Here is a 14011-nt window from a genome sequence, read left to right as displayed (position 1 = left end):
AACGAGGCTGCGATCTTTTGATCCTAAAAAACAAGATCAAAAGATCGCAGCCTCGTTTCACTCGACAGCTCCTACAGGGTTTCCCGCTCGGCACATAACTTGCTGTCATTCCAGCATCCCAAGGCTGGAAGCCACCCATGCTCCACTCCCACCTCACGACTCTCAACGCCGTCTCTCTGGTGCTCAACGCCTTCAAGGCCGAAGGCCTGTCCAGCGAAGCGCTGCTCGCGGGAAGCGGCATCAGCGCGGCGGATCTGAGCCGGGCAGACACGCGCATCACCACCAATCAGGAGATGCAGGTCTGCGCCAATGCGGTCGCGCTCAAGCGTGACATCGGCCTGGAGCTGGGCCGACGGATGCACGTTTCGTGCTACGGCATGCTGGGTTATGCCTTGCTCACCAGTGCCACCTTCGGTGACGCGTTACGTCTGGCGATGCGTTATCCGGCGCTGTTGGGAACACTTTTCGAACTGAGCCTCGAGGACGACGGCGAGCGCATCTGGTTCGTGGCTGCCGACTACCGGGAGAGTCCGGGGCTGGCGGTGTTCAACGCCGAGTTCTGTCTGGTGTCGTTGAAAGTCATCTGCGACGACCTGCTCGGCCATCCGCTGCCGTTGCTTGCCGCTCGCTTCGAACATGCCGCCCCCGACTATAAAGCGACCTACGCCGAACACTTCAATTGCCCGTTGCACTTTGGGGCGCGGGACAATGCCTTCGCCTTCGACAGACGCTGGCTCGACCAGCCCCTGCCGCTGGCGGATGTCATCACCCATCAGGCCATGGTCGAACGTTGCCGCAAACAAAACACCGAGTTCACGGGTCGTCAGGCGTGGTTGGGGCGGATTCGCCAACTGCTCAGCGCTCAACTGAATGCCGCGCCCGGGCTCGAAGGCTTGGCCGAGCAAATGAACTGTTCAGCACGAACCCTTCGCCGGCACCTCAAGGACCTGGGTTGCAGCTATCAGGAGTTGCTCGACGAAATGCGTTTCGAACAGGCCAAGCAAATGCTCTGCGAAGACCAGATGCCAATCTACCGAATCGCCGAGGCATTGGGGTTCAGCGAGACTGCGAGTTTCCGCCATGCGTTTGTGCGCTGGAGTGGCGTGGCGCCTAGCCAGTTCCGGCCCTGAAGATCAAAAGATCGCAGCCTGCGGCAGCGCCTACAAGGGTATGCCTTCTCTGTAGGCGCTGCCGCAGGCTGCGATCTTTTCGGCAACCCGCACCCAAAGCGGGGGCACATCCGCGCTAATAAGGAGGGGCGAATTTCGGTCAAATATTTTGGCCATATCGATCCCCTTTTGGCCTTTCCTGCCGTTCTCCCAAACGCCCCGCGCCGCAAGACTGTGTTCAACCGAACTCAGCCTGCGGAGAACAAGAAAATGCTGACGATCTACTCGGACGACCATCACCTGCACCACGGCCGTTGTGAATTGATGGACGGGCAACTGATGCCCTGCTTCGAAATGCCGTCGCGTGCCGACCATGTTCTGCAACGCGTGCAGTACCGCGACCTCGGTCCGGTCGAAGCACCACGGGATTTCGGCCTCGACCCGATCGCGCGCATCCACAGCCGCGACTACCTGGACTTCTTCAAAGGGGCCTGGGCACGCTGGACCGAATTCAATACCGACGGCGACTTGCTGCCCTACACCTGGCCGGCCCGCACGCTGCGCCGGGTCATACCCACCAGCCTGCACGGCCAGCTCGGCTATTACAGCTTCGACGGCGGCGCACCGATTACCGCCGGCACCTGGCAAGCGGCGTACAGCGCGGCGCAAGTGGCGTTGACCGCTCAAGCGGTGATTCAACGCGGCGCCCGCAGTGCCTTCGCCCTGTGCCGGCCACCGGGACACCACGCCGCCAGCGACTTGATGGGCGGTTATTGCTACCTCAACAACGCCGCCATCGCCGCACAGGCCTTCCTCGACCAGGGCCATAAAAAAGTGGCGATCCTCGACGTCGATTACCACCACGGCAACGGCACTCAATCGATTTTCTACGAGCGCAGCGACGTGCTGTTCACGTCGATCCACGGTCATCCGGAAGCCGAGTTCCCGTTCTTCCTCGGCTATGAAGACGAACAGGGCGAAGGCGCGGGCGAAGGCTTCAACTTCAACTACCCTTTGCCGGCCGGCAGCGCTTGGGACACTTGGAGCGCCGCTCTGGAACAAGCCTGCAAAGAGATCGAAAAGTACGGCGCCGACATCGTCGTCGTCTCCCTGGGCGTCGATACGTTCAAGGACGATCCCATCTCCCAATTCAAGCTCGACAGCCCGGACTACCTGGCAATGGGCGAGCGCATCGCCAAGCTCGGCGTACCGACGCTGTTCGTGATGGAAGGCGGTTACGCAGTAGAGGAAATCGGCATCAATGCCGTGAACGTACTCGAAGGTTTTGAAAGCGCTCAATGAGGAAACAAGAATAATGAACAGACTCAAGCGTTTTATCGCTCCAGCCCTGTGCGCCACGGTGCTCAGTGGTGCCGTACAGGCTGAAGAGCGAACGTTGCGCGTTTACAACTGGTTCGACTACATCACCCCCAAGGCACTGGAAGATTTCAAGGCCCAGAACACCCAGACCAAACTGGTCTACGACATCTTCGACACCAACGAAGCGCTGGAAGCCAAGCTGCTCACCGGCAACTCCGGCTACGACGTGGTGGTGCCGTCCAACGTGTTCCTCGCCAAGCAAATTGAAGCCGGCGTGTTTCAACCGCTGGATCGCAGCAAATTGCCGAACTGGAACCACCTCGATCCGAAGCTGATGAAGCTGCTCGAAGGCAATGACCCAGGCAACAAATTTGCCGTGCCGTACATGTACGGGACCATCCTGATCGGTTTCAACCCGGACAAGGTCAAGGCTGCCCTCGGCGACAACGCGCAGGTGGACAGCTGGGACCTGATTTTCAAGGAAGAAAACATCAGCAAGCTCAAGCAGTGCGGCGTCGCCCTGCTCGACTCGCCATCGGAGATCCTGCCGCTGGCCCTGCAACACCTCGGTCTGGACCCCAACAGCAAGAAGCCGGCGGATTACGAAAAGGCTGAAGCGCTGCTGATGAAGATCCGTCCGTACGTGACCTACTTCCACTCCTCCAAATACATGGCCGACATCGCCAACGGTGACATCTGCGTCGCGGTCGGTTATTCCGGCAGCTTCTCCCAGGCCGCCAACCGCGCCAAGGAAGCCAAAAACGGCGTGGTCGTCGACATGCGCCTGCCGAAAGAAGGCGCACCGATCTGGTTCGACATGCTCGCCATTCCGAAAGGCGCGAAGAATCCGCAAGACGCCTACACCTTCATCAACTACCTGCTGCAACCGCAGGTGATCGCGCCGGTCAGCGATTTCGTCGGCTACCCGAACCCGAACAAGGACGCCACGGAAATGGTCGACCCGGCGATCCGCACCAACCCGAACCTGTACCCGACCGAAGCGGCGATGGGCACGCTCTACACCCTGCAACCGCTACCGCGTGATGCAGAACGTGCGCGGACCCGGGCCTGGACCAAGATCAAGTCCGGGACCTGATTCCCCCGCCAAAACTGAAGGCCCGCGCGATGGCGGGTCTTTTTTTGCCTGCGATAAATATCTACCACCTTCAGCCCTCGACGGCCCTCTACCTTGCCCGGATACAGCGCTGCCCATCAGCGCTTCACCGGTAAAAGGAAACGGCCATGCCCGACACTCCCTCCGACATCTCCGACGACGTACTGACCCAACTGGTGACCGGCCCTTCGATCAGGGAAGTCGCCTCGACCTCGTTGCATACCGCCCTCGGCACCGCGTATCCGCAGTTGCACATCGACCCGAATCTGACCATGGTGGTGTCGCCCGTCTGGACCCTTGTCGACGATCAGGTCATAGCGGGTAGAAGCCGTTTCGAATCCCTGACCGACGTGCTGGTATGGCTCGGCTTATCGGGCACGACAGTGACCTACATCGACGGGGAACATTTCCTGACCCGGCAATCGGGTGTCGAGCCGGCCATTCAGTTGCCGGTAAAGATCGATGCCATCGGCTGCCTGCTCAACAGATTGGCCAGGCGGCTGTTCGTTGCCTATCAGGAGCAACAACTCGAGTACTGGAACCGGGCGACTCCCGCGACGCCTCGCTGGCATCAACTGCGCGATGCACTGCACACAATCTGGAACGTCGACACGGTGACCGGCTGGGACGAGGACCAACGAAAAATGGCTCTCACCGTTTATGAATACCCGGACAAGAGCGCACGAGCCCCCCACGACAAATACGAGACCAAGGCCTGCCTGATTGACATCGACGGACTCGACAATCAGACCAGCGAACACCTGAGAGTGCTGGACGTCGCGGTACTGGTAAGCACCCTGGGTGAACGCACGCTGGTCGTTACCCACTCGATCGCAGAAGGTTTCAGACGCTATGACTCACTGGCATCGCTGGGTGAAACATTGGCCAGGCGCATCGACTCCTCGCCGGGTGATCGCGTGCTGCAATGGCGCCTGTACGAACCCACCGGCAATTTTTTCGACCATCAGGCCCATGCGCTGATCGCCCTTGAGATCGACGCCATCGGTTCGCTCGGTGACGCTACCGCCGCATTGACGCCCTCCCTTGGCTCGCAAGTGGGCGCCGCAGCGAAGAACTTTGCGGACTTTCACGAACATCCATCGTCGCGCCTCAACAAGATCCAGCATCTGTTGCCGGACTGGCTGGCGAACGCCCCACCCGCGGACCTCACACGCTACAGCCGACACTTGATGGACCTGGCGCTGCTGCGTGAACAGGACGCCGGAAAATCCTTCGATGAGGGCATTGCCTCCCTTCCTGACTTTGCCTTGCAAGCGCTGATCGATCAAATGATCAAAGACAAAAAGATCAGCGATCAGTCAGCCGCAACGAGCCTGAAACTAAAAGACATCGAAGTCAGCATCACCAGTGTCGTCGTCCTCGGGACTGTCATTGTGCCCGGCAAGACACAGACCCTCACCCTGTCGCTGGTCGACCTGGCACTGCAAAACCTGCTTGGCATGCCCCTGGGCAACAAGGCTGTGCAATACAAAAACGGCGAAGCCGTGCCCGCGTGGATGACACCGGCCTACCTGGAAGAACTGGTCACCCAAGTGAACATCGGGGAAACCTACCCCAACCTGATCAAGAGCAAACTCCTCGGCCACACCGAGGAAAACTCGCGGCGACAGAAACTATATGCCAGTCAATTGCGCATACAACTGCCGCTAATGGCCCTTCAACTCAAGATTCGCGCCGAGGGCGGCATCGACGAACATGGTTATCGATACGTGGTCGCGGCCACGCAGGAAAATGCCACCGATCGTTATGTCGATGGGCTGGAAATTATCATTCGTCCGCTGGCCTTCATTCCGGGGGGCAGCACCGACAGCAAGGCCGACGAAGTCGCCAACATGTTCGTGATCGGACCGCGACTGGCCGACAAGGGACCCTGCCTGCTGTTTCGACCGCTGCTCGATCATCCGCTGATCCAGTATCCCGGTGAAGCGAACATGCTGTACGCGATCAAACACAACAAGGCGCTTCGTCAGTCGGTCCTGGCCTGGCTGCCGGACGACGTGTACTTCAACTACTCGCAGTATGTGTTCCCCGGTCAGTTACCCTCTGTCTGGACGCTGTCGCAATGGCTGACCGACCCAACGTCGGCACTGGGCATGATGGGGACCCTAACCTTAAGCGCAACGCCTGTCGCCGAGCCGTCTCTGCAAGCACTGTTCACCGCCAACGCTAACGCGATGATCACTCTGGCCGACCGACAATCGGTCTCCAATGCAGAACGTCGCTGGGCGACGCTCAAACAGGGTGCGTGGATGCTGTTCAACATTGCCCTGCCCTTCCTTGGTCGCACCGGCACAACGGCTGCCTGGATCTGGCAAATCATGGACGACCTGCACGAGGCGAATGAAGCCCGCGAAGCCAACGACAGCGATCAGAAATGGACCGCACTGACCGATTTGTTTCTGTCATTGGGCATGGTACTTGCCCATCACGCGGCCACTCGCAATAGCCCTGTATCGCGCGTTGTCGAGAAGGTCTCGACAACGGCCGCGAAGCCCGTGTCTGCTGCAAAAGTCACCATGACTCAATTGGCCGATCTCGCCGCGGACCATCTGCCGGCGAACCATGAAACATCCGTGTACACCAAAGGCACGCTGGCGCAGGGTCCTTTGGCCACATTGCTGGAGGGGCTGGCGATAACAAAGCCGTCAGCACTGAAAGAGCCGTCGACCGCACCCGGTCCTCACCGGTTCCTGAGTCCACTCAATCAGAAATGGTACGCCAGGGTGGGTCAGCGTTGGTTCGAAGTCACGCGCAACGACAATGACGATGTGCAGATCATCGACTCACGGCAAACGCCTGCCACAACAGGCCCCCTGCTGATTCACTCCGCGAAGGGGGAATGGTTCATAGACACGCGCCTGAGACTGCGCGGCGGGGGCAAGGGTCGAAAGGAAATCGAGCGCAAAAACCAACAGCGCAAGGACGACCTGAAACGGCAACTGACAGCATTCGATGGCCGCAAGCTTGATCTGAAAGCGAAACTCGAAGCAGCGGAAAAGACCGCCGACACCCATCGCCAGCCCTTGATCGAAACACTGAACTCGCAGTTGACGGAATACGGTGCATACATCGAGCAGCTCAAGTCCTACAACGCCATCGATCCCATCCCCAACTATCGCCCGGTGATGGTCAGCTGCCTGGATTATCAGCTGTCATTGACCCAGAAATGGTTCAATCGGCAAAACAAGGTTTTCGGCGAACATATGCGCCAATCTCTTGCGCTGCTGGATAACGCGACAATCAAGAGCTCTCAGACACCCCGTCAGACTCATCAACTCACCAGCGACATGACCCAGGGGTTTATCGACAAGATCGAGTTCGCCCACGCGCGCATCGACGAACTACTGCGGTTGGGCAAAGAGGGGGCGGAAACGGCCGGGGAGTTCAAGGCGCAACTGCCGACGTTCGATCTGCACGATCTGAAGCTGTTCCAGATCAGCCTTGCTCAGGAGTTATGCCTCAACGACAGCGGCACGCTGGCCACCCCTCAGGCTCGTCAGGCTATGCAAAGGATTGTCGAGGATGCCGGCCTTACCATCCAGTCTTCACTGGACCTTGCTGCCGAAGATAATGCCCTTGCGCTGCCGGAACGGATCGACGGCTTCAGTGATCTGGTGGAGCAGTTTGAAACGCTCGGGCAACGAATTGTCGATCTGCCCGACGAATTCACCGGACAGTTACTGCAGGTGCCGCTGGACCTCATGCACCAGCGGATCGAAGCCTTCAAGGCGCACAGCGTAAGGCACCTGGCAAATCTGCTGCATGAACGAAAAATCCTGGAGCCAACACCGGGGCCCTCCCGACCAGCGCCGGCCCCCAGCCGCATCATCAAGACTCATTTCAAGGGAACGGTGGTCGGCAAGCTCCGCGCGCGCGCGGCCGCAGATGACACCGACCTGATCGACGTGACATCGCCGCTCAGCGGAAAGGTCATTGCGACGTTTCACGAGAAAACACCCGGTGTCTGGCTCGAACATGTGCCGCCCAAGCCCCGGTCGCCGACAACCCTGCGTCCCGATCTAGGCTCCAGTATCCAGACAGGACAATCATTACTCGATCAATTGGAGCCATTTACCCGTCGAACCGAGGCACACGCCAATCGGGCCGGGCGGATCCCTGTGGAAATCGAGGAGATATTTCACCAACAGGCCAGCCGGATGGAAGAAGCGGCCGAAGCCATCGAACAGGCCCTGACCGACAAGAATGCCACCGACAGCGGGCCGGGATCAGCCGTCAACCTGGCAAAGCAGCTCAATGAAGGAGCGACCACGCTTTACGAAAAGGGCCGCCTCACCCGAATTCGCATGACCAAGCTACAACCGCCCACTGCTGCCCGTGTTGAATGGCTGCACAGCAAAGGTCTGGTGAACATCGTCAAGACTCCGGGTCGAAGCCGGCTCAAAGGTCACAGAAAGGATTATCTCGAGGAGTATGAGATTCGTGACTCTGCCACTAACGATGTGATTTGGTACGCCCACTTTCATTACCCCAAACCCGAAACAGCCGCCGAAGGTTATACCGCGGCCCATCTGAAAACCGTATCTCAACGGACGCTGGGCGGGGCATTTGACCTGCGAACAGCCACCACCAACAACGAATTGATCGCAATCTATCGCAGCGAGATCAGCCCTCAACTGGCCAAAACGCTGTTCTTGTCCAAGACACGGTCTTCTGCCTCGGGTTCATGAGTCGTGATGCGTGCTGACTATTTCAAGGCACGCCAGATTTTCTGCAATCGCCCGAGCGCTGCGCGGATCGCGTCCTCGGGCACCGCCGCAAACCCCAGCACCAGACCGGCGCGTTGATCTACGCTGTTGCTCGAATCAGGTAGCCAATAACTGCTCAGGCCATTGATCTCGACATCGACGCTGGCAGCGGCTGCAATCAGTTCGCGCTCACGGGCCTGAGTGTCGACCGCTACCGTCAGGTGCAGCCCTGCGGCCACACTCGGCAAGCTGCCGACGCCGGGAATATCGGACGGCCAATTGGCCAGGAGCGTATTGCGGCGACTTAACGCAGCGCGGCGCATCCGCCGGATGTGGCGCTGAAAATGCCCGGCGGCCATGAACTCGGCCATCACCGCCTGGGTACTCACCTCAGAGTGCCGGACATCAACGGCTCGACGTTGCGAGAAAGCGTCCACCAACGCGGGTGGCAACACCAGATAACCCAGACGCAGCGCCGGGAAGGCAACTTTACCGAACGTCCCGACATACAAGACCCGTCCCTGTCGGTCGAGTGCCGCCAACGGTGCCAACGGCGCGCCGCTGTAACGGTACTCGCCATCGTAGTCGTCCTCGACGATCCAGCCTTGGGTACGCTCCGCCCAGGCGAGTAATTCAAGGCGTCTCGCCAGACTCATCACCACCCCCGTCGGGTATTGATGCGACGGGGTGACATACGCCAGACGACAATCGCCGAGCCCGGCCAATTCGGTGCAGTCAATGCCCTCACTGTCCACGGCCACACCGTGCAATCGCGCACCGGCCACGGCGAACGCATGACCCGCCGCCCGATACCCCGGATTCTCAATCGCCACACCGTCGCCCGGCTCCACCAGCAACTGTGCACAAAGGCTAATCCCCTGCTGTGCGCCACTGGTGATCACTATTTGCTCAGCCGTGCATTGCATGCCTCGCGAACTGCGCAAGTACGCGGCAATCAGGCCGCGCAATCGCGCATCACCCGCCGGATCGCCGTAACACAGCTGCTGTAAATCCGGTTTGCGCCAGAAAGCCGCATTCAGCTTGGCCCACACTTCAAAGGGAAACAGATCGAACGCCGGAACGCCGACCCGAAAAGCCCGAGGCGGACCGCTCGGTGGCGTCGCCAAATGGTTCCTTTCCACCCGATCCAACGCGCCGCTGTGGATAACTTTGCTGGATAAATTCACAGGTAAATCTAGCAAATTTGTGGATAAGGCTGTGGGTAACCCTGTTGACAACCCTGTGGATACTTTTGTGGATAGTTTTTTTCCCGGCAACGCCGTTTGAGGTAATTGCGCGACATAAGTCCCATCGCCCACGCGCCCCTCGATGAACCCTTCGGCATAGAGCTGATCGTAAGCGCGAACCACGCTATTGCGCGAAATTGCCAACGCCGCCGCCAGGTCTCGACTGGCCGGCAATCGCGTGCCGCTGGCCAAGCGTCCGTCGAGCACTCGCAGGCGTAGTGCCTGATAGAGCTGACGACTCAGGCCCTGGCGACGATCGAGTTCGATACCCGCGGGGTTGAACGACAGCGACAGCGGCGCATCCGTCATGGCAATGGACCTATGAAATTGGTCGTTAATGGCTCTTACAACAGACCAATAGCCTGCCTAGGATGAAGCCATTCGCCAAGGAATTTTTGCTATGTACAACCCAAGCGGCTTTGCCATCAAAGATCTGGATGAACTGCACCAGCAGATACTCGGCACCCGCCTCGCCATGGTGATTACACACGGCGAGCAAGGTCTGCAAGCCAGTCATCTGCCTCTGCTATTGCGCCCTGATCAGGGTGCCAATGGCACCCTCTACGGCCACTTCGCCAAGGCCAACCCGCAGTGGAAAGAATTGCAGAACGGCGCCGAAGCCCTGGTGATTTTTGCTGGTGCCGACGCTTACATCAGCCCGGGGTTCTACCCGAGCAAAGCCGAGCACGGCAAAGTCGTGCCAACCTGGAACTACGTCGCCGTGCACGCCTACGGCACGGCTGATGTGTTCACCGATGCCGATCGTCTGCGCAACCTGGTCAGCGCTCTGACTGATCGTCACGAATCGGGTCGTGCCGAACCCTGGAAAGTCGCCGATGCACCCGCCGACTACATTGACGGGATGCTCAAGGCCATCGTCGGTTTTGCCCTGCCGATCCAGCGCCTGGAAGGTAAACGCAAGCTCAGCCAGAACCGCAGCACTGCAGATATCGCCGGCGTGCGCGAGGGGCTTGCCGCCAGCCCTGATGCGCACGATCAGGCCCTCGCCCACTTGATGCGTTAAGGAACGAACATGAGTCAGATCGACATCCGCCAGGTCACCGCTGACGATCACGCCGCGTGGCTGCCGTTGTGGCAAGCCTACCTGCGCTTTTACAACACCGAACTGCCTGAAACCGTCACCCAAAACACCTGGCAGCGCATGCTCGACCCGAGCGAACCGACCCACGCCGCGCTGGCCTGGTCCGATGGCAAAGCGGTGGGCATGGTGCACTTCATCTACCATCGCTCAAACTGGAGCATCGAAAGCTCCTGCTACCTGCAAGACTTGCTGGTAGTGCCGCAAACGCGTGGCACCGGCGTCGGCCGACAACTGATCGAATTCGTCTACACCACGGCCAAAGAGGACGGTTGCTGCAAGGTCCACTGGCTGACCCACGAAACCAACGCCACCGCGATCCAGCTTTACGAGCGCATCGCCGAACGCCCGGGTTTCATCCAGTTTCGCAAAGCCATTTAAGGTTCAAGGAGAGCAGCATGTCGACTTCACTCGCCGACTGGAAAGGCGTCCCCGCGCCATCGGTTCAAACCATCGAAGGGCGTTTCATCCGCCTGGAAAAACTCGACCCGGCACGTCACGCCGACGGCTTGTGGAAAGCCTTGCAAGGCCCCGGCGCCGACCCGAAACTCTGGGACTATTTGCCTTACGGGCCGTTCCCGGAACGCAGCGTATTCAACGATTGGCTGAATAATCATGCGGCCAACAGCGACCCGTACTTTTTCAGCGTGATCGACCGTGCCAGCGGTGATGTGCAGGGCATCCTCAGTTTGATGTCGATCGTCCCGTCTCAGGGCCGTATCGAGATCGGCCATGTGACGTTTGGCGCACCGATGCAGCGTTCGCCGAAAAGTACCGAGGCGGTATATCTGCTGGCCAAGGAGTCGTTTGCTCTGGGTTACCGACGTCTGGAGTGGAAGTGCAACAACGGCAACGCCCGCTCCAAGTATGCCGCTGAGCGTTTGGGGTTCAGTTTTGAAGGGGTGTTCCGTCAGCACATGGTGGTCAAGGGGCAGAACCGGGATACCGCGTGGTATTCGATGCTGGATTCGGAGTGGCCGGCGATTGGCGCTGGGTTTGAGCGGTGGTTGAGCGATGAGAACCAGACGGGGTCGGGGCAGGTGAAAACGTTGGTGGAGTGTCGCACCTGATGAGTTTCTGAGTTTGCGATAGCCGACATGTCTCGATTTGTTGTAAGAAAAAGCGTCAGCCAGAACGGTTAAAAATAGTCACCCTCATGCGGACGGCATTTTTCGACACAACCATCTGACACCCCTCGCAAGCCCGTCGGAAGCAGCTGACATCGGCACCTATAGTCTCCCTCTTAGAGTTTGGCCTCCTGTAAACAGAGGCCAAATTCGATGCCCGCTCAACATAAATACCGACCAAAACATCTCGCCTTAGCCATAGCGCTTGCCTTGGGTTGCGCTGAATTTACGATTGCCGACGAAACCCTTGCCGATGCATCCCCAGCACCGGTTGAAACGCCAGAAGGACTGATCGCAAAGCTCGACGCTTTCATCAGCGCCACCGACACCCACACCTCCCCAATCAAGAAAGCCGCAGATTGGAACGCCTTGGTACTGGACGAGCGCAATGATTTGGTCTCGGTGCAGGCTCGAGGGACTTTCAAAGGACCGCTGGATGGAGGCGAGGGCATGAACATCATGCAGCTCGATGCCGCCAGAGGTGGTGCATTGGGCGAAACCCGCAATTTCACAGGACTGGAAGTCAAACAGGGTCATTGGACTGTTAGTGGTGCCCGCGATTTCGACATCGGCGCTCTGGTACGTCCCAATGCAACGCTCATCAATAACGGAGATATCAAAGGCCTCGCTATCACGCAAGGCACTTTGGTCAATAGCGGCGCGATTGGCGGAGGGGTCGAGGTAGACAAACTGGGCACCTTCAGCGGCAAAGGTCGCGTTGGTGCGCTGAACGTACGCGGTGAACTTGTCGTCAACCGCCTGCACGGTGCCCCTATCGTTGCGGGGGACCTGACCATGTCCAACACGGCCGTACTGGCCTATGAGGTCAACGCCGACGGCCGTGGCGAAACGATTAAAGTCGATGGCACCGCGAGCCTTGGCGATGCAACGCTGAAAATCGTTGCAGCAGGTGATTTCCCGCAAAGCAGCCAGTACACCCTCATCGAGGCTGCCAAGGTCGAGGGACGTTTCGGCGACATCCAAAACAACCTTGTTTTCATGACACCCGAATTGCATTACGACGACGAGAAGACTGTCGGCCTGACCTACACACGCAACGGTGTGCCTTTAGGGAGCATTGCAACCACTGAAAGCGGCAAGCAACTCGGCGCCAGCATTGAAGAGCCAGAGGCCAACCCGGCAGGCCAGAAACCATCCAGCACGACAAATGCCGCCGTCACTGCCCTGCTCGGCTCCGACAGGGCCACCGCCGCCTACGCGCTCGAAATACTGGCCGGCGACAGCAATGCAAACCTCGCCAAGGCGACCATGAACAGTGACAGCCCGGTAAGCGCCACCCTGCTCTCGGCCATGCTCCAGCTAGATAACGCCGGTGTTTCCAACAATCAGAACAGAGCACCTGGTCTGGCGGCTGGAAGCCAAGCCAATGGCAGAGTCTGGCTCCAGGCGCTGGGACACAGCGGAAAACTGGATCGCGAATATGACCCCCTGCAACACTCCACCCAGGGATTGGTATTGGGAGCCGACTGGCGAGTTGATGAGCAATGGCGTCTGGGTGTGATGGGCGGCCAATCCCGTACTCGCCAGAAAAGCAGCGAACTCGAAGGGGATTTGGACAGTTGGCACTTAGGGGCTTACGCCCTGCGCCAGGAAGGTCCGATGTCCCTGCGCCTGGGTGCGACACACAACAGCCACGACGGAAGCAGCGCTCGCAGAGTCGAATTCTCTGGTTTCAAGGACCGCCCCAAAGGCCGCTACGATGCCTCCACCCAACAAGCCTTTGCGGAAGTGGGTTACAACCTGGGCCGCACCAACGTCAGCATCGAACCATTCGCCAGTCTTGGATACCAACGTTATCAGCGCGACAGTTTTACGGAAAAAGGTGGTGCGGCAACACTGAAAGTCCACGGGCAATCCGAGGAAAACTTCAGCAGTACATTCGGCCTGCGTCTGGCGAAGCTCAATACGCTGAACAACGGTGTGCAATTGACTCCGCGCTTTAGCGCAGGCTGGAAACACACGTACGGCGAGGTCTACACCGAAACCAGGCAACGCTTAGTCACCGGCGGCAACGACTACAGCGTTTACAGTGCGCCGCTGGATCGTGACAAGTTGATGGTCGACGCCGGTGTCGACCTTAAGCTTTCCACACGTAATACGCTGGGCGTGGGCCTTACGGGTGAAATGGGCAGCGATAGCCGCAGTCATGGCGTAACAGGCCAGTGGCGAATGAGCTTCTAACCCGCCACAAATCCCGGGCGAAAAAAAAGGGGAGCACATGCCCCCCCGAGGTTTAAAGCGGTGTTA

At 59.0% G+C, this 14011-nt stretch carries 9 protein-coding genes; 8 read left to right on the top strand and 1 reads right to left on the bottom strand.

The window, feature by feature from the left end:
* Positions 1-137: 137 nt before the first annotated feature.
* From ACYZUD_RS24290 to ACYZUD_RS24275, 4 genes are all read left to right on the top strand, one after another.
* Entirely contained in the window at positions 138-1130 is a 993-nt protein-coding gene (locus ACYZUD_RS24290) for an AraC family transcriptional regulator (protein WP_462020506.1), read from the top strand.
* A gap of 249 nt (positions 1131-1379) precedes the next feature.
* Positions 1380-2411, top strand: coding sequence for a histone deacetylase family protein (locus ACYZUD_RS24285; protein ID WP_462020505.1), 1032 nt, complete (start codon positions 1380-1382; stop codon positions 2409-2411).
* A 13-nt stretch (positions 2412-2424) separates the two neighbouring features.
* Entirely contained in the window at positions 2425-3525 is a 1101-nt protein-coding gene (locus ACYZUD_RS24280; protein WP_462020504.1) for a polyamine ABC transporter substrate-binding protein, read from the top strand.
* Between the two features lie 146 nt (positions 3526-3671).
* Positions 3672-8252 carry a dermonecrotic toxin domain-containing protein gene (locus tag ACYZUD_RS24275; RefSeq protein WP_462020503.1) on the top strand — a complete coding sequence of 1527 codons (4581 nt, stop codon included), beginning with the start codon at positions 3672-3674 and terminating at the stop codon, positions 8250-8252.
* A 17-nt stretch (positions 8253-8269) separates the two neighbouring features.
* On the opposite strand, the gene pdxR is transcribed toward ACYZUD_RS24275, so the two are convergent.
* Positions 8270-9826: a MocR-like pyridoxine biosynthesis transcription factor PdxR gene (gene pdxR / locus ACYZUD_RS24270; RefSeq protein WP_462020502.1), complete on the bottom strand. Its 1557-nt coding sequence runs from the start codon at positions 9824-9826 to the stop codon at positions 8270-8272.
* 91 nt (positions 9827-9917) lie between these two features.
* Here pdxR and ACYZUD_RS24265 point away from each other — a divergent pair, with 91 nt between their 5' ends.
* From ACYZUD_RS24265 to ACYZUD_RS24250, 4 genes are all read left to right on the top strand, one after another.
* Positions 9918-10541 carry an FMN-binding negative transcriptional regulator gene (locus tag ACYZUD_RS24265; RefSeq protein ID WP_462020501.1) on the top strand — a complete coding sequence of 208 codons (624 nt, stop codon included), beginning with the start codon at positions 9918-9920 and terminating at the stop codon, positions 10539-10541.
* 9 nt (positions 10542-10550) lie between these two features.
* A complete protein-coding gene (locus ACYZUD_RS24260; RefSeq protein ID WP_462020500.1) occupies positions 10551-10997 on the top strand; it encodes a GNAT family N-acetyltransferase in 447 nt (148 codons plus the stop codon).
* 17 nt (positions 10998-11014) lie between these two features.
* Positions 11015-11686 carry a GNAT family N-acetyltransferase gene (locus ACYZUD_RS24255; protein WP_462020499.1) on the top strand — a complete coding sequence of 224 codons (672 nt, stop codon included), beginning with the start codon at positions 11015-11017 and terminating at the stop codon, positions 11684-11686.
* Between the two features lie 210 nt (positions 11687-11896).
* Positions 11897-13945 (top strand): autotransporter outer membrane beta-barrel domain-containing protein, encoded by a 2049-nt coding sequence (locus ACYZUD_RS24250; RefSeq protein WP_462020498.1) that lies wholly within the window; start codon positions 11897-11899, stop codon positions 13943-13945.
* Positions 13946-14011 lie beyond the last annotated feature (66 nt).

Source organism: Pseudomonas sp. XS1P51 (genome assembly GCF_054897845.1).
Note: the sequence above shows the minus strand (reverse complement) of the source record. Positions and strands in the feature narration are given on the sequence as shown.